The following is a 19,685-nucleotide window of genomic DNA, read 5'->3' as shown; positions in this document are numbered from 1 at the left end:
CGCCAGGCGTCGGGACAGTGGGAGGCGGTCGGGCAGCGGATCCTGGCCGGCGCGCTGCCGCTCGGTGAGCGGGACGGGCAACTCCTGGAGCGCCAGCGGGTTGCCGTCGGCCTCGGCAAGCAGCCGCCGGCGCACCACGGGGGCCAGCCCGGGGGCGTAGGCGTCCAGGACGGCGCCTGCCGATCGGGAGTCGAGCGACTCGACCGTGCGCTCGGGCAGCCCGGACCGGCGGAAGAGGTCCTCGGTCCCGGTCCGGGAGGCGGCCAGGAAGACGATCGGGGCATCCGCGATCCGTCGTACGGCGAATCCCAGGACGGCCGCGCTGGCCTCGTCGAACCAGGCCACGTCGTCGGCGATCAGCAGCAGCGCGCGCTCCGCGGTGGTCAGCTCCAGGAGGGCGAGCAGCGCCGTCGACACCAGGGGCTCGGGAGCCGGACTCCGGGTCAGGTCGAAGACCTGGTGGAGGGCGTCCCGATGGTGCTCGGCCAGCCGGTCGACGTCGTGGCGGACCGGGTAGAGCAGCTGGTGCAGCGCCGAGAAAGCGATCTTGGCCTCGGCCTGTGATCCGGCGGCGCGCAGCACCCGCATCCCGTGCGCCGTGGCCCGTGCCGCGGCGGCGTCCAGCAGCGCCGTCTTTCCCACCCCCGGCTCGCCGTGCAGCAGTAGACCGGAGCTGCCCCGGCCGGGACCGGCGAGCAGCGAGTCGATCAGTGCCAGGTCGGCCTCACGCCCCGGCAGCTGGGCCCCGCTCGACGGCGATCGGGACGGCTCCTCGGTCTGACGACGCCTTTCGGAGGTGCTCACTGTTTGAATATAGCCCCCGCAAAATGCTTGTCGGCGCAAATAGTTGATTAAGACGCAGGGTGGGCGCTGGGTAGGGTGGAGCGATGACCAGTGACCCAAGGCCGGAGGCCGAGGTCGCCGCCGAGTTGATGAAGGCGATGACCCGGCTGCGCGCCCGGCTGCGCACCGAGTCGGCCCCCAGTGACATGCGGTGGAGCTGGTCTCAGTTGACCACGCTGGGCCGCATCGTCGAGGAGGGCCCGGTCACCGCCAGCGAGCTGGCGCAGGCCGAGCATGTGCGTCGCCAGTCGATGGCCGAGACGCTCGCGTCGCTGCGCGCCGGGGGCCTGATCGCCAGCAGCAAGGACCCCGGCGACGGCCGTAAGACCCTCATCCACGCCACGCCCGAGGGGCGGAATCTGTTCGGGATGATCCCGGTCGCACGGGCGACCTGGCTCGGCGCGGCGATCGACGCGCATCTGCGGCCGGACGAGCGGGAGACCCTGCTGAAGGCCGCGGCGATCATGAACAGGATCGCGGACAGCGGGCGGTGACGGCCGAGCGGCTGGTTCGGGAAACGGCAGAGGTGCCCCTCCGGACGGGAGGGGCACCTCTGCCGTGCGTCCTCAGGCGGACTTGGTCAGTGCCTGCAGTTCGCCGGTCTCGATGACGTGTGCCTGGTTCGGGAAGACCTTCTCCGTCAGGACCCGGTGGACCTCGGGGTCCGGGTCGCCGGTCGCGTCCTTGAGGACGTAGAGCCCGAAGTCGTCGTCGGCCGCCTGCCGAAGGGTCGTCAGCACCACTCCGCCGGTGGACAGCCCGGCGAGCACCAGGGTGTCTATGCCCTGCTCGCGCAGCAGTTCACGGACGTCGGTGGTGCTGGCGAAGGCGCTGATACGGGTCTTGCGCACGGTGATGTCCCGCTCCCGCACCTCGAACGACTCGTGCAGTGCGGCCTCGGGGCTGCCGTCGGCGAGGAACCCGCTCTGCGCGACGGGGGCGAAGGACTTGTTGAGCTCGGGTACGGCGGCGAAGTCCGCCGGGGCGAAGGCGACCCGGACATGGACGACCTGGACGTCGTTGGACCGGGCCCAGGACAGGGCCGCGTGGGCGCGGGCGAGTGCCTGGTCCGGGTCGGGGACGGCGGCGAGGACGGCCGGCTGGAAGTCCATGAGGAACAGGGCCGTGCGGGCGGGGTCGAGGTGCGGGGCGGTGGTGGTCATTACCTGAACTTTCTTGTCTTGCCGGATGGTTCCGGATGGTTCCGGAGGGTTCGGACGGTCGGGGAGAGTGGTCAGGGGGTGGGGTGCCGGTCGGTGTGCGCCAGCTGCCGGTCGAGGACCGTCATCACGAGGACGACTGCCGCGATGCCGACCAGCGCCCAGGAGATGTGCCGCAGGCCGGTGTCGTCGACGTGCGTGTGGAACGCGGTGCCGGTGATGGCCGCCGAGGCGATGGAGCCGATGTAACCGAAGGTGCGCAGCAGTCCGGACGCGGTGCCGACGCTGTCCTGCGGCGCCTCCTGGTACAGGACCGTCTGGTTCGCCACCGTGCCGGCCCCGGAGGTGAGGCCGAACACCGCGGTGATCGCGACCACCACGGCCACGGGCGTGCCGCCGTCCACGAACACGGTGGCGACGGCCCCCACGAGCAGCAGCACCGCGGAGACGATCAGCGGCGCGCGGACCCGGCCGCGCCGGGACACCACCCGGGCGGAGACCGCCGACAGGACACCCATCGGGATGAGGACCAGGCCCGACTGGTAGGCGGTGAGGCCCCGGGAGGTCTCCAGCCACTGGGTGAGCCCGTAGAGGATCACGTAAGTGCCCAGCAGGGTGAGGCCGTTGCGCAGGTAGGTACGGGTGAGCGCGAGGTTCGAGGCGAGCAGCCGGACGTTCAGGAAGGGGTTGGCGGCGCGAAGCTCCCACGCCACGAGGACGGCCGCGAGCACGACGGACACGCCGAGGGCCGGCCACTCCGGGGCGGGGAGCGAGGAGAGGAACACCAGCAGCGCGGTGAGCGCCCCGCCGAAGCCGGCGATGCCGGCCAGGTCGAGTCGGGAGACGAGGGTGCGCGCCGACCGCCCGCGCACCCGGTCGGTGTCCTTGGGGATCCAGACCGCGGCCATGACGAAGGCGGCCACCGCCACGGGGACGTTGATCCAGAAGGCCGTCTGCCAGCCGAGCCGGCCGATCAGCAGGCCGCCGATGGCGGGGCCGACGGCGACGGTGGCGGCGCCCGCGATCGCCAGGCCGCCGAGGACGTTGCCGGGCGGCTGCTGCATGCCGGTGTCCCGGGCCCGGCGGCGGATCAGCAGCATCGCGGAGGGGTAGCCGGCGGAGGTGCCGGCCCCGATGAGCACCCGGGCCGCGACCAGGGACGGCATGTTCTGGGCGGCCGCGCCGAGGACACCGCCGACCAGGACGAGGAAGATGCCGGCGAAGAACACCCGCCGGGGTCCGAACTCCTCGGCCAGCCGGCCGGCCGCCGGCTGGGCTATCGCGCTGGTCAGATACAGGCTCGATATCAGGATCGCGGTGCCGCCCACGGAGGTGTGCATCGCGGCCGCGATCGCCACCAGGGCCGGTGCGATCACCGAGCTGTTGATCGGGTTGAGTACGGCGCCCATGTACAGCGGGGTCACGAAGGAGGCCCCGAAGGGCTTGCCCGGCGGAGCCTTCTCCTGCTGTACGGAGGTGACGTCGGCGGTGGTTCCCAAGGTGCTGCTCCTCCCGTCCCGCATGTGCGGCCCGCACAGATAGGCAGGCTGCCTGTCAAACTATAGCAGGCTGCCTGTCTATCTCGACGGGGGAAGGTGACCGGCCGTCCGCGGGACCCGCGAGTACCGGCCGGGTCCCGGCGGAGTCAGGGCCGGTCCGGCGGACCAGGTCGCAGGACAGGCCCTACGGCCGGAGCACGATCTTGCCGTGGGTGTGCCGTTGTTCCAGGTCGCGGAACGCGTCCCGCACCTGCTCCAGCGGGTAGACGCGGGCGATCGGCACCTCCAGCTCCCCGCGTGCCGCCAGCCGGGCGAGTTCGCCGACAACGACCGCGGACGCCGCCGAACCCTCCCCGTAGGTCCGCGCGCCGACCTTGGCCGCGGCCTGCCAGTCCCGGATCGTGTTGATCCGCTCGGGCCGCACCCCCAGCTCCACCGCCAGCTCCACATAGCCGTCGCCGAAGGTGTCGATGAACGCGTCGACCTTCCCGTCCGCGGCCCGCCGGATCCGCTCGGCCACGCCTTCCCCGTAGGTGACGGGGACGACGCCACGCTCCGTCAGCCAGGCGTGGTTGCGCTCGCCCGCCAGCCCGATCACCGTCGCACCCCGCCGCCGCGCCAGCTGTACGGCCAGTGACCCCACGCCGCCCGCCGCACCGGAGACCACGACCGTGTCCGCGGGTCCTGGATCCACCGCGAACACGCTGGCGTACGCGGTCGTGCCGGCCACGTACAGCGACCCGGCCACGTCCCAGGACAGTCCCCGCGGACGGGAGACCACGTTCACGTCGTCGACCACGACGAACTCCGCGTGGCTCGCCCGGCCGTGGGTGAAGCCCAGGACCTCGTCGCCCACCGCGAAACCGCGCACCTCGGGGCCGACCCCGGTCACCACGCCGGCCAGATCGCTGCCCTGCCCGGAGGGGAACGCCGCCGGCCAGCGTCCGTGCCGCGCGCCCTCGCGGATCATCACCTCACCGGGCTGGATCCCGGCCGCGCGGACCGCGACCAGCAGTTGTCCGGGGCCGGGCTCCGGCCGCTCCACCTCCTCCACCCGCAGCACATCGATCCCGCCGTACGCGTGGAACCGCACCGCCTTCATCGCGTGATCACCGCTCTCCATCCGTTCGGACAGGCCTCGACGGTCGCTGTGCCGCATGCCGCACAGCGACCGCGCCGGCGCGTACAACAGCCCGGGGGCGGAGCTGTCTTCCCGGAAAGGTGATCCGATCACGGCGGTGGCGCGGTCAGGCCCCGGTGCCGCCGGGCGCGATTGCGAACGAGACGGTGCACCCGGCGGTGAGCGGCCGGTTCCCGGGTGCGGTGCCGGCGGCGGACGCCATCGCGTTCCGTGATCACCGCGGCCCAGCTCGGTGCCCTGCCGGCGCTCACGGACACGCCCGGCATCACCCAGCGGCAACCGGCCCCGGCCCTCCGGCGGCGCGAGTCCGGGATCACCTGCTGGGAACCCTGAGCCGGGTCACCGGGGATGTCGCGCCCGACGCGCCTCGGCCAGCGCGGGCAGCAGGGACAGTACGACGATCACGCCGACCAGCGGCAGCAGATAGCGGTCGATGTGCGAGACCGACGAGCCCAGGGCGAACCCGGCGAGGACGAAGGTCTGCGACCAGAGCACACCACCGACGGCCTGCCATAGGGTGAACGGCCGCACCGGCACCCCGAGCGCCCCGGCCGCCGGATGCAGCACCGACCGCAGCAGCGGCACGAAGCGGCCGATCACCAGCGCCTTGCCGTACCCGTAGCGGGCCAGCAGCCGCTCCGCCCGGGCCGTCCCGGACTGCACCCGCCGGCTGGAGGCCCGGGCCAGCAGCGGCCGCCCGCCGTGCCGCCCGATCAGATAGCCCACCTGGCCGCCCGCCACCGCTCCGACGGCCGCGCAGACCAGCACCTGCCACAGTTCCAGCCGGGGCGGCCGGTCCGCGGTCGCCGCGCACAGCACGCCGGCCGGGAAGAGCAGGGTGTCACCCGGCAGGAAGAACCCGACGACCAGCAACCCCGACTCGGCGAAGATCACCACCAGCACGGCCAGCGCACCGAAGGCAGCGAGCAACGAGGCACTGTCCGTCGGATTGACGGCGATCACCGTCCTCGCCTCCCCGTCCCGTTCGCCGGTCGCTTTCCCTCAAGTGTCACGTGCCGGCCGCCGGGGCGCCCGGACACGGGAGGGCGGCCGCCTCCGCCGAGGTCCACACGGTGAGTGCGGGGCGGGTGCGGCGCGGACGCCCGCGCTGACGAGGTTGCCGTCCGCCGAGAAGAACCGCGGGGGTCGGCAGGGGCACCGGGACCGGAGACACCGGCGGTCCCGATCCCGGCACGGCGTGTGGGCGAGCCCTGGTCGACCCGGAACCTCCGGGTGCCGAAGGCCGTGCCCGGCCCGTGGGGCGCATGCCGTCGGTCGCGGCCCGGCGCCCGAGCGCGGTCAGGTCGAGGGGTAGCCGAGCTGGCGTCTCATATAGGGGGTCATCAGTGTCTTGGCCTTGGCCATGGCGGTGGCCCGGGTGCCGAGGACCGCGCTCTCGCCGAGCGGCACGGGCAGCACGGTCACCCCGTCGGCAGGGCCGAAGGGCACGATCAGCGGGGTGCGGCGGACGGCCCGGTAGGCGCGCGGCTTCTTGCTGTGCCGTCCCGAACTGCGCAGGTAGGACAGGATGTTGTGGGCCGCGACCTCGGCCTGGGCGAGCGCGGCCGGGGTGACCTTGAGCTCGCTGACGTCGTTCACGTCACCGACCGCGAACACGTCCGGCCTGCCCTCGACCCGGAGCGTCCGGTCGACCTTGACGTGTCCCGTCCCGGTCAGCCAGTCGCCGTGCCCGGCCAGACGCAGCCAGAGTGTGTTGGGGGTGGTGCCGGTCGCCCAGAAGGAGAGGTCGGCGGCGAGGACCTCGCCGTGGGCGTCGCGGTAGGTGCCGAAGTCGGTGCCGGGGGACATGAAGGCGTTCAGCCGGACCGCCACGTCGTGGGCCGTCAGCCAGGTCCTGGCCTTGCGGCCGGCGCGGGCGCTGCCCGTGGAGTGCAGCAGCTCCTGCCCGGAGTGGGCGAGGGTGACCCGGGCGTCCGGGCGGGCCAGCCGGATCTCGGCGCTGAGTTCGACACCGGAGGGGCCGCCGCCGACGACCAGGATGTGGTCGGCGGCGGCGATGTTGTGCTGGTGCTCGGCGAAGGACTTCGCGGCCTCGTCGGGGGTGGAGCCGACGAAGCGGGCGGGTTCGGGGTAGTCGGCGCCGGTGGCGACGACCAGCACGTCGTACGGCAGCCGGTCGCCCGTGGTGAGGGTGACCCGGCGCTCGACGGTGTCGACGCGGACCGCCTTGCCCACCACCACACGGCCGTTGGCCAGCAGCCTGTCGTACGGGATGAACGGGGCGCCCGTCCACTCCGGGCGTACACCCGCGCGCAGGGAGGCGATGCGGTGGAAGAAGACCTCCTTGCGGTCCACGAGCGTGACATGTGCCGCCATGTCCAGCTTTTTCGCCAGTCGTATGCCCGCGTAACCGCCGCCGATCACCACTACGTTGCCGTCCCGCACAGCGATTCTCCTGAGGCAGGTGGGGGGAGTGACCGCGAGCCTAACAGTTGAAACATCAAGTGCAGGGTGGGTTCTGTGAGAGTGCTGTAAAGGCGCCCGCGCCCGGTGCGGTCCGGCTGTCCGGCGGTGTCCGCCCGCCGTCTCGAACCGCGTCTCGAACCATCGTCAGGGGGCGGTCGGCACGGTCAGCGGCGGCGCGGGTGCCGGGCGGCCGCCGTGCAGGCGTCGGGTGACCTCGGTCAGATCGGCGATGAACATGCCCGCGAGTTCGGCCGTGAACCCGGTGCGCACGACGAGACGCAGCACGGAGACGTCCTGGCAGGGCGCGGGGAAGGTGTACGCGGGCAGGTGCCAGCCGCGGGCGCGCATCGCCTGGGAGACGTCGAAGACGGTCAGGCCCTCGGTGCCGGGCGCCAGGCGGAAGGCGAAGGCGGGCAGTTCGGAGCCGTCGGTGACCAGTTCGTAGGGCGGGATGCCCTGGATGCGCACGGCCAGGGCACGGGCCGTCGTACGGTTCTGGGCCGCCAGGTTGCGCAGCCCCTCGAAGCCGTACCGCAGGAAGCTGTAGTACTGCGCGACGACGTGCGCGCCCGGGCGGGAGAAGTTGAGGGTGAAGCTGGGGGAGCAGCCGCCGAGGTAGTCGACCTCGAAGACCAGGTCGTCGGGGAGGGCCTCGGCGTTGCGCCACAGGGCCCAGCCCAGTCCGGGGAAGACGTGCCCGTACTTGTGCCCCGAGGTGTTGATGGAGGCGACGCGTTCGAGCTGGAAGTCCCAGAGCAGCCCCGGGTCGAGGAAGGGGGCCACCATGGCGCCGGACGCGCCGTCGACATGGACGGGGATGTCGGTGCCGGTGGCGGCCTGGTATCCGTCCAGGGCCAGGCAGATGTCCGAGACGGGCTCGTAGGAGCCGTCGAAGGTGGACCCGAGGACGGTGACGACGCCGATCGTGTTGTCGTCGCAGTAGGCGGTGAGCGTGTCCGGCGTGAGGTGGTAGCGGCCCGGTTCCATCGGGACGTAACGCGGCTCCACCTCGAAGTAGTTGGCGAACTTCTTCCAGCACACCTGGACGTTCGCGCCCATCACGATGTTCGGGTGCGCGGTGTCCTTGCCCTGGGTCCGCCTGCGGTCCTGCCAGCGGCGCTTGAGCGCGAGGCCGCCGAGCATGGCCGCCTCGCTCGAACCGGTGGTGGAGCAGCCGCGGACCTGCTCCGGGTACGGCGCGTGCCAGAGCCGGGCGAGCATCCGTACGCAGCGCTCCTCCATGGCGGTGATCTGCGGGTACTCCGCGCGGTCCGCGAGGTTCTTCTCCGCGGTCTCCGCCATCAACTGCCGTGCCTGCGGTTCCATCCACGTGGTCACGAAGGTGGCGAGGTTGAGCCGTGCGTTGCCGTCGAGCATGAGCTCGTCGCGCACTCGGCGCCCGACCAGGTCGGGCGAGGACGCGTTCGCGGGCAGTTCGTCGACCGGCAGGAGCAGGTGGTCGACGGGCGGGAGCAGGTGGTCGACGGGCGGGAGTTGGTGGTCGACGGGCGGGAGTTGGTGGTCGACGGGCGGGAGTTGGTGGTCCACGGGCGGGAGTTGGTGGTCGGTGTGCGGGAGCGGGCGGCTGGCGGTCGGGAGCAGGTGGGCGGCGGTCGGGAGGGTGGTTTCGGGTTCAGGTTCGGGTTCGGGGGAAGCGGTCAGGGTGTCGAACTCGGGTGCGGTCATGACGTCGGTATGCGGGATGGGCATGAGTGTCTCGATGCCTTTCTGGTCCGTACGGCCCCGTGCACTCCGAAGCTAGATCGCTTTTCGGTCCGGCATCTGTGCCGATTACACCGATCCAGTGATCGATTTGCGGACTGATGAACTGGATTTTCCCATCCACATACTGGCCGGGCCGGCAGCGTGCCCCGACAGGCCGAACGGCGGTCCCGGCGCCGGGGCGCGGCCACGGCACGCCCGGCCGTCCACCGCGGACCGCTCCGTCACGCGACGTGGCCGGTCCCTGGCCGGAGCCGGCCGGCGGGGCGTTCGCGCCGCGTCGGCGTTCAGGAACTCGGGTCGATGACCCGTCGGGGAGCGGGGAGGGCGGCGAGTCCGGCGCGCAGGAAGGACATCGCCGTCTCGATGTCGCGCTCCTGAGGGGTGTGGCACATCACCTCGCAGACGACGGCGGCCGCCGCGGCGGCCGCCATGCGCGGGCCGAAGTCGTCCGGTGCGTCCCCCCGCTCCTCGGCGAGGATGCGGGTGCCCTCCTGGATGACCTCCGTCAGGCGGGTGTTGGCGACCGCCTTGACCTGCGGGTTGAGATCGAGCATGCGGTCGTAGAGGTCGTCCAGCTCGCTGTGGTCGGCGGCCTCGGCCCGCAGCCAGCGTTCCAGCGAGTCCACGATCGTGTGCCCCTCGGCGCGCTCCCGCAGCGCCGTGCCCAGCCGGTCGGTGAACGCGTCGAACCGCGAGGTCGCCAGTTCCAGCTTGGAGGGGAAGTACAGCGTGACCGTGCGCGGCGAGACCTCCGCCGCCTCGGCGATGTCGGCGATCGTCGTCGCCTCGAAGCCGCGGTCGGCGAACAGCCGGTAGGCCGACCTGAGGATCGCCTCGCGGCGGCGTGCCTTGGAACGCTCTCGCAGACCCTCGCTCATCATGGCCGGCACTTTACCATCGGGCGCGTATTTACAGTCAGCTGTAAAAATGCCGTACGTTGTCACTGGCCGAGTGGGCGAGGGAGAGGGAAGAGGAACATGGCGTCACGCCTGTACACCTGGGGGCGATGGGCAGTACGCCGTCGCGGCCGGGTCATCGCGGTCTGGGTACTGCTGCTCGCTGTCGTCGGTGGTCTCGGAATCACCCTGCACGGCAAGGCGACCACCGAGTTCTCGGTGCCCGGGATCGAGTCGCAGCAGGCCCAGGAGCTGCTGAAGAAGGAGTTCCCGCAGGCCTCGGGCGGCGTGGCCCGGGTGGTCTTCGCGGCCCCCGAGGGCGGCCGGCTCACCGCGCCCGGGACCCAGGCGGCCCTGGAGGCGAGCCTGAAGAAGGCGGCGCGGGTGCCCGGCGTCCTGGACGTCTCCGACCCGCTCAAGGCCAGGACGGTCGCCGCGGACCTGCGCATCGGCTACGCGGACGTCCGCTTCCGCCAGCAGGCCAGTGACGTGCCGCAGACGTCCAAGGACGCCCTGGACCGCGCGATGGCCAAGGCCCGTCACGCCGGTCTCTCCGTCGAGTTCGGCGGCTCGGCGATGGACGCCAAGACCGAGGTCGGCGGACCGGCCGAGGTGGTCGGCGTCGTGGTCGCCTTCGCCGTACTGGCCCTGGCACTCGGCTCGCTCGTCGCCGCCGGACTGCCGCTGCTGACCGCCCTGGTGGGCGTGGCCATCGGTGTCCTCGGCGTGCAGTTCGTCTCCCGCTGGGTGGAGATGACCAGCACCGCCACCGTGCTCGCCCTGATGATCGGGCTGGCCGTGGGCATCGACTACGCCCTGTTCATCATCTCCCGCCACCGCGAGCAACTCGCCGACCCCGAACAGGAGGTGGCGGACTCGATCGCGCGGGCCGTGGCCACCGCCGGCGGGGCGGTCGTCTTCGCGGGGGCGACGGTGATCATCGCGCTGGCCGCTCTCGCGGTCACCGGCATCCCGTTCCTGACCGTCATGGGCCTGGCCGCGGCCGCCACGGTGCTGCTCGCCGTACTCGTCGCCGTCAGCCTGGTACCCGCCGTCCTGAGCCTGTTCGGCGAACGGCTGCGTCCCCGCGCGCGGCGGACCGAGCCCGCCGACGGCCGCCCGGGGCGGGAGCGCGTCCCCGGCTCCTGGGGTCTGGCCTGGGGCCGCGCGGTCACCCGCAGGCCCCTGCTCGTCCTCCTGGCCGGTACGGTCGGCCTGCTCGCGCTCGCCGTGCCCGCCCGCGACCTGCGCCTCGGCCTGCCCAGCAACGCCTCGCAGCCCGTCGACAGCACCCAGCACAAGAGCTACGACCTGCTGACGGAGGGCTTCGGGCCCGGCTTCAACGCCACGCTGACCGCCGTGGTCGACATGAACGGAATCCCGGCCGCCGACCGCACGTCCACCGTGAAGTCGCTCAGCAGGAGCCTCGCCGGTGACCGCGGGGTGGCCGTCGTCGCCCCGGCGGTCACCAACGCCGACTCGACCCTCGCCGTCGTCGCCGTGGTCCCCAAGACCGGTCCGGACGCCCAGGCGACCACCGACCTGGTGCACCGGCTGCGCGAGAACGCGTCCACCGTCGGCAAGGCGGGCGGCACCCTCTACATCGCGGGTACGACGGCCGCCGCGATCGACGTCGCGGGCAAACTGGCGGACGCGCTCCCGCTGTTCGTCGCCATCATCGTGATCCTGGCGCTGCTCCTGCTGACCGTCGCCTTCCGGTCCCTGCTCGTCCCCGTCAAGGCCGCCCTCGGTTTCCTGCTGTCGGTCGCCGCCTCCCTGGGCGCCACCGTGTGGGTCTTCCAGGAGGGCCACCTCAACGGCGTGCTCGACATCCCCTCGGCCGGCCCGGTCACCAGCTTCCTGCCGGTCCTGCTCATAGGCGTGCTCTTCGGACTGGCCATGGACTACGAGGTCTTCCTGGTCAGCCGCATGCGGGAGCACCACGAGCACACGGGAGACGCCGCCGAGGCGGTCACCCAGGGCGTGGCCCGCAGCGGCCGGGTGGTGAGTGCCGCCGCCCTCATCATGGTCGCCGTCTTCGGCGGGTTCGTCTTCAACCACGACCCGATCATCAAGTCCATCGGCTTCGCCCTGGCGTTCGGCGTGCTGGTCGACGCGTTCGTGGTCCGCATGACGCTCGTACCGGCGGTGATGGCCGTGCTCGGCCGCCGCGCCTGGGGCCTGCCCGGTTGGGTCGACCGCATCACGCCCGACGTGGACATCGAGGGCGCGAAGCTGCCGCGCCTCGCACCGGTGGAACCGGAACACAAGGAACACGAGGTGGCCGCGAGCTGACCCGGGCATCGAGGGTCCGTACCCCGCGCCGGACCGGCAGGGGAGCGGCGGTCACCCCCACCGGCCCGGCTCCGACGAACACCATGGGTACGTCGGGCCGGTGGGGCTCGGCGATGGCCGTCGCGGTCCTGACGGAACCCTGGGCGTCCCGGCCTTCCCCGCCTTCCCGGCACTCCGAGGCGTTCCCAGCGTTCCCAGGACTTCGTCAGGTGTTGCCGGGACTTCTTTCGGGCCGGCCGCCATGACGGGGGCCGGTCGGCCGTTGGCTCGGTCCGTTCACGCCACGGGCGGTGGGTACTCTGATCGCCGCGCAGATCATCGCCTTCGGCACGCTCTTCGGTGGAGTCGCCAACCCCGCCCGCCAGTTCGGCCCCGCCGTGCTCGCGGGCGACACCCTGTTCCCGGCGGTGTACCCGTAGGAAAGGCAGAACGTCCGCATGACCCTCCGCTGTGCCGTACTGGACGACTACCAGGGCGCCGCTCTCGCCCTGGCGGACTGGAGCCCCCTCGACGGCCGTGTCGAGGTACGGACGGTCCGCGAGCACATCGCCGACCGGGACCGGCTCGTCGCCGAACTCACGGACTGTGAGATCGCCGTGATCATGCGCGAACGCACCCCCTTCGACGCCGGCCTCCTGAACCGGCTGCCCCGGCTGCGTCTGCTGGTGACGACCGGCATGCGCAATGCCGCCATCGACCTGGCGGCCGCGGCGGCCCGTGGAGTGACGGTCTGCGGTACGGCGAGCAGTCCCACCCCGCCCGTCGAACTGACCTGGGCCCTGCTCCTCGGCCTGGCCCGGAACATCACGGCCGAGAACCGGTCACTGCGCGACGACGGCCCCTGGCAGTCCACCGTGGGCCAGGATCTCCACGGCCGGACCCTGGGCCTGCTCGGACTCGGCAAGATCGGTACGCGGGTCGCCCGGGTGGCGACCGCCTTCGGCATGGAGGTCCTCGCCTGGAGCGAGCACCTCACCGCCGAGCGCGCTGTCGACGCGGGAGCGCAACTCGCCCGGAGCAAGCAGGACCTGCTCGGCCGCAGCGACTTCGTCTCCGTCCACCTCGTGCTGTCCGAGCGGACTCGTGGCCTGCTCGGCGAGGCGGAGCTGCGCGCCATGCGGCCGCACGCCTACCTGGTCAACACCTCGCGCGCCGCCATCGTCGACCGGGCGGCGCTGCTGCGCGCGCTGCGCGGGAACTGGATCGCCGGGGCGGGGCTCGACGTGTTCGAAACCGAGCCGCTGCCCGCCGACGACCCCCTGCGTTCCCTGCCGAACGTACTCGCCACACCGCACCTGGGTTACGTCAGCGAGAGCAACTACCGCACCTTCTACTCGCAGGCGGTGGAGGACATCACCGCCTTCCTCGCCGGCACCCCCGTCCGGCGGCTGACGGCGTCGGTGTGACCGTGCGGGCGCCGGACGGGGCGCGGTGGGTCCGGATCAGGTCGTGGGCGCAGTCGTCGACCGCGCGGGTTCAGAAGACCCGGATCGGGATCTCGGCGGGGTCGGTGAGCAGATCGAAGATCTCGTCGTCCAGCCGGACCAGGGTGACGGAGGCACCGGCCATGTCGAGCGAGGTGCAGTACTCGCCCACGTAACTGCGCCCGACCTCGATGCCGAGTTCGGCCAGCTGTTTGTGGGCCAGGCCGTACACCAGGTAGAGCTCGCCGATCGGGGTGCCGCCGAGGCCGTTGACCATCAGCGCGACGCGGTCACCGGAGGAGAACGGCAGGTCGTCCACGACCGCGCTGACCAGTTCGTGCACCATCGCGTCCGCCGACCGCAGCTTCTCGCGCCTGCGGCCCGGCTCGCCGTGGATGCCCACGCCCATCTCCACGGAGTCGTCGGGCAGTTCGAACAGCGGTGAGCCCTTCGCGGGCGGTGTGCAGGCGGTGAGCGCCATGCCCATGGTGCGGGTGACGGAGTTGACCTTCTCCCCGATCCGGTACACCTCGTCGAGGTCCGCGCCCCGCTCGGCGGCCGCACCGACGGCCTTCATCACGAAGAAGTTGCCGGCCACCCCGCGCCGGCCGACGGTGTACGTCGAGTCCTGTACGGCCACGTCGTCGTCGATGAAGAGGGTACGGACGGTCACCCCGTCGGCCTGGGACAGCTCCTCGGCCATCTCGAACGCCATGCGGTCCCCGGTGTAGTTGTTGACCAGCAGCAGCACACCCTTCGGGGAGGCGACCAGCTTGACCGTCTCGTAGACGAAGTCCGCGGGCGGCGCGGCGAACACGTCGCCCGGACAGGCGGCGTCGAGCATCCCCTTGCCGACGGTCATCACGTGCGCCGGCTCGTGACCGGATCCGGAGCCCTGCACGATCGAGACCTTGTTCTCCTGCGGGGCATCGGCACGCATGATCAGGTTGTACTCGGGCACGTACTTCAGCGTGCCGGGGTTGGCCAGGGCCAGTCCCTCCAGCATCTCCGCGACGTAGTCCTTCGGGTCGTTGACGAACTTCTTCATGCCGTAACTCCTCCTGGTCCTGCCGGTCCCGGGTGCCGGGCGGCGGTCCGGGCGCCCGGGTCCGGTGCCCGCGGTCAGTCGCGTGCGTCCCACTCGGCGGCTATGCGCTCCGCCATGACCGCGACCGCCACCGCACCCGGGTCCGGCGAGCCGATACTGCGCTCACCGGTGTAGCTCTGGCGGCCGCGTCGGGCCTGCATGGGTGCCGTCGCGTCGGCCGCGGCACGGGCGGTCGTGGCGGCCAGGGCGGCCAGCTCCGCACCGCCGGCCGTCGGTTCCCCGTCGGCCAGTCGCCGCTCCAGGGCGTCGGTCATCGGTATCAGCGCGTCGAGCAGCGTCTTGTCACCGACGTCGGACTTGCCCCGCGCCTTGATTCCCTCGGCGGCGGCCCGCAGCATGGCCACCGCGTCGGCGGCGTTCAGTTCCGGCCGGTCCTTCACGGCCCCGGCGGCCCGCAGGAAGGCGGTGCCCCAGAGCGGCCCCGAGGTGCCGCCCACCCGCTTGGAGATCACCAGAGCGACCTTCTTCAGGAGTTCGGCCGGCGTCTCCGAGACGAGGGAGTCCCAGTCGGCGAGCACGATCTCGAAACCGCGGGCGAGCGAGTATCCGAAGTCCCCGTCTCCCGCGACGGCGTCGAGGTCACTGAAGGCCCTCTCGTTGTCCACCGCGGTCCGGGCCAGGGTACGGACGACGAAGGCGAGGTCGTCGGCGGGCGTCGATGACGATGGCATGACTCTCCTGACTGCCGCGACGTCAGTGCGGTCGGGGACGGGTACCGGGCGGCCCGGGGGCGGGCGGCCCGTCCACGGGCGGATTCCCTGAGGCGGTGGCCGCCTCGCCACCGGTGCCGAGCAGGGCGGCGAGGTCCGCGAGCACCACATGGGGCCCCGGGCGGACACCGTGCGGATCACTCAGCACGCGGCTGACGACCTCGTCCGGCGGCGGATCGCCCAGCGAGGTGACCACCAAGGAGGCCCCGGTGAAGTCCTCCTGGCCCGTGTAGGCGCTGGTCGTGACCGCGCAGGCGAGCCCGGCGCCGAGCGCGGCCAGCAGCCCGTTACGGCTGTCCTCGATCACGACGACGGTCGCGGAATCCAGGTCGAGCCGGTGCAGGACACATTCGTAGATGTCCGGGGCCGGCTTCTTCCGCTGGACCACGTCCCCGGCGAACACGCTGAAGTGAGAGGCCAGTTCCGGACCCATGGCGAGTTCGAGCACGCTGCGGACGGACGCCTCCGCGGAGGTGGAGGCGACCGCGAGCGTCCACCCGGCCTCGTGTGCCGCCGCGGCGACCCGCCGTACGCCGGGCCGGGGCGGAATGCTTCCGCCGCCGATGATGGCCGTGTAGATCTCGGTCTTGCGCCGGTGCCAGGCCGCGACCTGTTCGTCGAGTGCGGCCGGGTCGGAGGGCAGACCGGCGGCGGCGACGAAGTCCTGGGTCAGCAGCGTGCGCATGCGTTCCTTGCCGCCGCCGATCTTCACTTTCTCCGCGTACTCCTCGTCGCTCCACCGCACCGGCAGGCCGAACTCCTCGAACGTCCGGTTGAAGGCGGGCAGATGACCGTCGCGTTCGGTGTCGGCGAGAACGCCGTCGCAGTCGAAGACGAGCGCGGGCACGGCTACCTCGCCTGCCCGGCGCTGCCGAAGAGCCTCATCAGCGAACCGGCCAGGTCGACGACGTCCTGGCGGACGTCCCGGAAGAGCGACGGCGGATCCCACTTCTGCCGCTCCTCCGCCGTCCGCAGGAAGGCCAGGTTCGACTTCATGTACGTTTCCTTGAGGGCCGTGGAGATGTTGACCTTCGCGCACCCCCGGGAGATCAGGTCGCGGAACTGCTCGTCGGAGAGCCCGCTGCCGCCGTGCAGCGCGATGGGCACGGGGTAGGCCGCCACGATGTCGGACACGCGCTGCGCGTCGAGCACCGGCGCCTGCTTGTACGACCCGTGCGCGTTGCCGATCGCCGGCGCGAAGACGTCGACCTGCGTGGTCCTCAGGAACTCCAGAGCGACCGCCAGGTCCTGCCGCTCGGCGGCGGTGTCGCTGCCGACCCCGTCCTCCACACCGGTGATCGACTCGATCTCGCCCTCGACCGCGGCACCGAACGCACGAGCCTCCGCGACGACCTCGACGGTCTGCCTCATGTTCTCCTCGACCGGCAGCGTGGAGGCGTCGAAGAGCACCGAGTTCCATCCCTGCCGCAGGCACTCGGTGATGACCTCGCGCTCCGGACAGTGATCCAGGTGCAGGGTCACGGGCACCTCGATGCCCGCGGTCATCGAGGTCCACATGGCGTAGAGCACGTCGCTGCCGATGGACCTGACCGTCTTCACCGAGGTCTGCACGATGAGCGGCGACGCGTTCTCCACCGCGGCCGCCAGCACGGCCTCCAGCGTGAGGTCGTTGAACACGTTGATGGCCGGTACGGCGTAGCGCTCCTCGAAAGGCTTGGCGAGGATCTCGGTCAGCGGTGTCACACCCACGACGCCTCCACGTCTTCGCCCCCGCTCTCCCATTCCACGTCAGCCCCTCACCCGCCGCCACTTTTGGCCGTCCCCGCCCCGGGGCTCCGGTTCCGGATTCTCGGGCGGGGCAGGGCACAACCCTCGGGGCCCGTCCCCGGTCCGACATCGCGGCGGTGGGGCAAGGGCCCTCGCCGTACCCCCGCGACTCCATCCCGACCGGCCATGCCGAGATCTCAGGAGCCACGAAGTGCGCAGTACACGTTCCACCACGAGAAGGTCCGGAACCAGCCGCGGCAGAGCGAGCCTGCTGTCCGGGCCGGCCGCGGCGACCGTACTACTGACCATCGGCGCCACGATCACCGCGACGGCCATTCCGGCGCCCGCCGCTCCCGCGGCCGTGGCGGCGGCCCATGACGACTTCAACGGCGACGGCTACCCCGATGCCGTGATCTCCGCCCCCGGCGGCACCGTCAGTGCCCAGAAGGGTGCCGGCTACGTCGCCGTGCTGTACGGGTCCGCGAGCGGCCTGTCCACCTCCCGCCGGGCGACGTTCAGCCTGAGCACTCCCGGCATACCGGGGCTCGCCCAGACCGACGACGGTTTCGGACGGACCACCACCTCGGGAGACCTGGACGGCGACGGCTACGCCGATCTCGTCGTCGGCATGCCCGGCAGGGACATCGGGACCACCGCCGACGCCGGGGCGGCGGTCGTGCTGTGGGGCTCCGCGAACGGGCTGCAGGCCACCGGCGCCCTTCTGCTGCAGGACAGCGCACCGTCGGTGCGCGGCCACTTCGGACTGGGCCTGGCCACCGGCCGCTTCCACGGCTCCGGCACCGAACTCGCCCTCCTGACCGGCCAGGCTCTGCAGACCTACGACTTCGAGGCCGGCGCCGACGGCACACACACCTTCCAGGCCACTCCCATGGACTGGAAGTGGGCGGAGGACTTCACCCCCACCGACCTCACCTCCGGTGACTACGACCAGAGCGGCTCCGACGACGTGGTCCTGCTCGGCACCTTCACCGACTACGAATCGGTGAATCCCGTGGCGACGTTCGGCGCGGCCAGCTACCTGCGCGGCGGCCCCGACGGGCTGACGTACGGCCGCGGGCTGCGCGGCGGCCCGGTGGGCGCCTCCGGCGACATCAACAACGACGGCTACCCCGACGTGGTCTTCGGTTCCCCGACCGACAGTGACGACCTCAACGAGGTCCTGGTCGACGGCGGCACCGTCGACGTCTTCCTCGGCGGGCCCGGCGGTCTGAGTGGTCCGGACGCCGACCAGCACTTCGACCAGACGACCATCGGCGCCTCCGGAGACGACAAGATCGGTGACCGCTTCGGTGGTGCCGTCACCGTGGCGGACGTGAACGGCGACGGCTACGCCGACGCCGCACTCGGCGCACCGGGCAACGACATCAACAGCCTCACCGACCCGGGCACGGCGTGGGTGGTGCGCGGTACCGCCGACGGACTCACCCCGCGCGGCCTCGTCAGCTACAGCCAGAGCACGCCGTCCGTTCCCGGGGACAACGAGGCCGGCGACTGGTTCGGCGGCGCCCTTCGGCTCATCGACGCCAACAAGGACGGCAAGGCCGAGCTGATCGCCTCCGCGCCCGGCGAGGACACCGACGACGGCGCCGCCTGGGTCTTCCCCGGCACGAGCAACGGCCCCGCAGGCAGCGGATCCTGGTCCTTCAACGGCGGCAACCTGAGCGCCCCCGTGCCCGACGCCCGGTTCGGGGAGACCCTGGCCCCGTAGCGGTGGCCGAAGCTCGATTCGACACCGTACTCGGGCCGACAGCCTTGTGACGAGGCGGCCTCCCGTGTCGCGTTCCCGGGAGGCCACCTCGTCCACATCGCCACGGGAAGTCTTCGCGAGCCACCTCCCCCAGTCGTCGATCGCCCCCGGGCGAGGAGTCAGCCCGCGGGGGTGTTGTAGTTGACGATTCCGTCCACCATGAGGGCGACCGCACCGGTCAGCGGGCTGGCCGTGCCCTTCGCCACGACGTCGGGGAGCCTGTGCGCCTCGCCCTCGGTGACTGCCACCATCCCCCAGAAGGCGTTGAATCCCGAAGGATCCGCCGGCTTGTCGGCAGCCGCCCCCACGGTCAGGACGCCGCCCGCCTCGGCCACCGCCAGCGCGCCCATCTGCTGCAGCGTGTCGGGATCTTGCTCTTCGGTGGCCACTACGCTCCAACCCGTCATTTCTATGTGCCGCAACGCGGCGAGGAGCTTGCCGGCCGTGTCCGAGCCGGTAACAACGATGTCAGGAAGGACAAGGGCCACCGGCCCGTGCGTCATCGGCAGGGCAGACCGGATCGCTCCGTCTAGACCTTGTCCCAACGACTCGTCCTGGAAGACGAAGACCATCTGGAAGGTCTCGGCGTAGCGCGCGAGATGACTCACCGTGTCCAGCTTGTGCGTCCCGAACACTACGACCAGACGCACTTTGAGTCCGCTTTTTGCCAGTTCGACGACGGATTCCAGACTGCGGTCCAGCACGGTGACCCCAGGAGCCAGGCAGTGCAGCTCCTTCGGGTAGGGCGCCCCGAAACGTGTTCCGAATCCGGCGCAAGGCAGGATGACCGAAACATCAGGGACGGGCACGGACGAACTGCGCATCGAGGAGCTCTCCGGTGGTGTTGACGAGCGGGGACCTTGCGCACCTCGCCGGGCGCGGGCAACCCCGAGCAAACCGACGCTGCACCGTCCGCCCCCCAAGGCACTCTGGCGCTCACCGTAGCCACTGAGGACGGTCC

At 71.7% G+C, this 19,685-nt stretch carries 18 protein-coding genes and 1 pseudogene; 6 read left to right on the top strand and 13 right to left on the bottom strand.

Translation table 11 applies throughout. The features are described 5' to 3' along the window. Positions 1-804, bottom strand: an 804-nt coding sequence (locus tag ABZ642_RS40240) for an ATP-binding protein (RefSeq protein WP_360494578.1), incomplete at its 3' end; no start/stop codon positions are given. Between the two features lie 83 nt (positions 805-887). On the opposite strand from ABZ642_RS40240, the gene ABZ642_RS40235 reads away from it, so the two are divergent. After that, positions 888-1,337 (top strand): MarR family transcriptional regulator, encoded by a 450-nt coding sequence (locus ABZ642_RS40235; protein ID WP_360494575.1) that lies wholly within the window; start codon positions 888-890, stop codon positions 1,335-1,337. Positions 1,338-1,409: 72 nt separating this feature from the next. On the opposite strand, the gene ABZ642_RS40230 is transcribed toward ABZ642_RS40235, so the two are convergent. From ABZ642_RS40230 to ABZ642_RS40220, 3 genes are all read right to left on the bottom strand, one after another. After that, entirely contained in the window at positions 1,410-2,006 is a 597-nt protein-coding gene (locus tag ABZ642_RS40230) for an isochorismatase family cysteine hydrolase (RefSeq protein ID WP_360494572.1), read from the bottom strand. Positions 2,007-2,077: 71 nt separating this feature from the next. After that, complete coding sequence (locus ABZ642_RS40225; protein WP_360494569.1) at positions 2,078-3,502, bottom strand: MFS transporter; 1,425 nt, start codon at positions 3,500-3,502, stop codon at positions 2,078-2,080. A 184-nt stretch (positions 3,503-3,686) separates the two neighbouring features. Continuing rightward, the gene (locus ABZ642_RS40220; RefSeq protein ID WP_360494587.1) at positions 3,687-4,604 is read right to left on the bottom strand and encodes an NADP-dependent oxidoreductase; all 918 of its coding nucleotides are present in this window, start codon (positions 4,602-4,604) and stop codon (positions 3,687-3,689) included. A gap of 249 nt (positions 4,605-4,853) precedes the next feature. Here ABZ642_RS40220 and ABZ642_RS40215 point away from each other — a divergent pair, with 249 nt between their 5' ends. Next, positions 4,854-4,976: a hypothetical protein gene (locus ABZ642_RS40215; protein ID WP_360494566.1), complete on the top strand. Its 123-nt coding sequence runs from the start codon at positions 4,854-4,856 to the stop codon at positions 4,974-4,976. 6 nt (positions 4,977-4,982) lie between these two features. Here the strand turns inward: ABZ642_RS40215 and ABZ642_RS40210 are convergent, their stop codons facing one another. From ABZ642_RS40210 to ABZ642_RS40195, 4 genes are all read right to left on the bottom strand, one after another. Next, positions 4,983-5,606 (bottom strand): DedA family protein, encoded by a 624-nt coding sequence (locus tag ABZ642_RS40210; RefSeq protein ID WP_360494564.1) that lies wholly within the window; start codon positions 5,604-5,606, stop codon positions 4,983-4,985. Between the two features lie 336 nt (positions 5,607-5,942). Next, complete coding sequence (locus ABZ642_RS40205; RefSeq protein ID WP_360494561.1) at positions 5,943-7,049, bottom strand: FAD-dependent oxidoreductase; 1,107 nt, start codon at positions 7,047-7,049, stop codon at positions 5,943-5,945. 165 nt (positions 7,050-7,214) lie between these two features. Further along, the gene (locus tag ABZ642_RS40200; protein WP_360494558.1) at positions 7,215-8,780 is read right to left on the bottom strand and encodes a glutamate decarboxylase; all 1,566 of its coding nucleotides are present in this window, start codon (positions 8,778-8,780) and stop codon (positions 7,215-7,217) included. Between the two features lie 299 nt (positions 8,781-9,079). Next, on the bottom strand, positions 9,080-9,676 hold the full coding sequence (locus ABZ642_RS40195; RefSeq protein ID WP_360494555.1) for a TetR family transcriptional regulator: 597 nt from the start codon (positions 9,674-9,676) through the stop codon (positions 9,080-9,082). Between the two features lie 96 nt (positions 9,677-9,772). Between ABZ642_RS40195 and ABZ642_RS40190 the strand changes: the two genes are divergently transcribed. The 3 genes and pseudogenes from ABZ642_RS40190 (at position 9,773) to ABZ642_RS40180 (ending at position 13,392) form a co-directional block, all read left to right on the top strand. After that, positions 9,773-11,986, top strand: a complete 2,214-nt coding sequence (locus ABZ642_RS40190) for an MMPL family transporter (protein WP_360494552.1) — start codon at positions 9,773-9,775, stop codon at positions 11,984-11,986. A gap of 278 nt (positions 11,987-12,264) precedes the next feature. Beyond that, positions 12,265-12,405: pseudogene (locus ABZ642_RS40185) on the top strand (hypothetical protein); the annotation flags it as partial. Between the two features lie 18 nt (positions 12,406-12,423). Then, positions 12,424-13,392: a D-2-hydroxyacid dehydrogenase family protein gene (locus ABZ642_RS40180; protein WP_360494549.1), complete on the top strand. Its 969-nt coding sequence runs from the start codon at positions 12,424-12,426 to the stop codon at positions 13,390-13,392. 70 nt (positions 13,393-13,462) lie between these two features. Here the strand turns inward: ABZ642_RS40180 and dhaK are convergent, their stop codons facing one another. The 4 genes from dhaK to ABZ642_RS40160 form a co-directional block, all read right to left on the bottom strand. Further along, positions 13,463-14,458 carry a dihydroxyacetone kinase subunit DhaK gene (dhaK, locus tag ABZ642_RS40175; RefSeq protein ID WP_360494547.1) on the bottom strand — a complete coding sequence of 332 codons (996 nt, stop codon included), beginning with the start codon at positions 14,456-14,458 and terminating at the stop codon, positions 13,463-13,465. Between the two features lie 74 nt (positions 14,459-14,532). Next, a complete protein-coding gene (gene dhaL, locus ABZ642_RS40170; protein ID WP_360494544.1) occupies positions 14,533-15,189 on the bottom strand; it encodes a dihydroxyacetone kinase subunit DhaL in 657 nt (218 codons plus the stop codon). A gap of 22 nt (positions 15,190-15,211) precedes the next feature. Next, positions 15,212-16,075: an HAD-IA family hydrolase gene (locus ABZ642_RS40165; RefSeq protein ID WP_360494541.1), complete on the bottom strand. Its 864-nt coding sequence runs from the start codon at positions 16,073-16,075 to the stop codon at positions 15,212-15,214. 2 nt (positions 16,076-16,077) lie between these two features. Next, positions 16,078-16,938 (bottom strand): class II fructose-bisphosphate aldolase, encoded by an 861-nt coding sequence (locus ABZ642_RS40160; RefSeq protein ID WP_360494538.1) that lies wholly within the window; start codon positions 16,936-16,938, stop codon positions 16,078-16,080. Positions 16,939-17,167: 229 nt separating this feature from the next. Between ABZ642_RS40160 and ABZ642_RS40155 the strand changes: the two genes are divergently transcribed. Further along, positions 17,168-18,685, top strand: a complete 1,518-nt coding sequence (locus ABZ642_RS40155; RefSeq protein WP_360494535.1) for an FG-GAP repeat protein — start codon at positions 17,168-17,170, stop codon at positions 18,683-18,685. A gap of 158 nt (positions 18,686-18,843) precedes the next feature. Here ABZ642_RS40155 and ABZ642_RS40150 read toward each other — a convergent pair whose 3' ends face one another. Continuing rightward, positions 18,844-19,548, bottom strand: coding sequence for a hypothetical protein (locus ABZ642_RS40150; RefSeq protein WP_360494532.1), 705 nt, complete (start codon positions 19,546-19,548; stop codon positions 18,844-18,846). Between the last annotated feature and the right edge of the window lie 137 nt (positions 19,549-19,685).

The sequence above is a fragment of the Streptomyces sp. NPDC007157 genome (assembly GCF_040634235.1).
In the GTDB taxonomy this organism is placed as follows: Bacteria; Actinomycetota; Actinomycetes; order Streptomycetales; family Streptomycetaceae; genus Streptomyces.
The sequence above is the reverse complement of the archived record's forward strand: the minus strand, read 5'-3'. Positions and strand labels throughout refer to the sequence as shown.

Bases quoted from the DNA above. Each gene is read 5' to 3' on its own strand.
- ABZ642_RS40235 (WP_360494575.1), top strand. From the start codon at position 888: ATGACCAGTGACCCAAGGCCGGAGGCCGAGGTCGCCGCCGAGTTGATG.
- ABZ642_RS40230 (WP_360494572.1), bottom strand. From the start codon at position 2,006: ATGACCACCACCGCCCCGCACCTCGACCCCGCCCGCACGGCCCTGTTC.
- ABZ642_RS40220 (WP_360494587.1), bottom strand. From the start codon at position 4,604: ATGAAGGCGGTGCGGTTCCACGCGTACGGCGGGATCGATGTGCTGCGG.
- ABZ642_RS40200 (WP_360494558.1), bottom strand. From the start codon at position 8,780: ATGCCCATCCCGCATACCGACGTCATGACCGCACCCGAGTTCGACACC.
- ABZ642_RS40195 (WP_360494555.1), bottom strand. From the start codon at position 9,676: ATGATGAGCGAGGGTCTGCGAGAGCGTTCCAAGGCACGCCGCCGCGAG.
- ABZ642_RS40190 (WP_360494552.1), top strand. From the start codon at position 9,773: ATGGCGTCACGCCTGTACACCTGGGGGCGATGGGCAGTACGCCGTCGC.
- ABZ642_RS40180 (WP_360494549.1), top strand. From the start codon at position 12,424: ATGACCCTCCGCTGTGCCGTACTGGACGACTACCAGGGCGCCGCTCTC.
- dhaK (WP_360494547.1), bottom strand. From the start codon at position 14,458: ATGAAGAAGTTCGTCAACGACCCGAAGGACTACGTCGCGGAGATGCTG.
- dhaL (WP_360494544.1), bottom strand. From the start codon at position 15,189: ATGCCATCGTCATCGACGCCCGCCGACGACCTCGCCTTCGTCGTCCGT.
- ABZ642_RS40150 (WP_360494532.1), bottom strand. From the start codon at position 19,548: ATGCGCAGTTCGTCCGTGCCCGTCCCTGATGTTTCGGTCATCCTGCCT.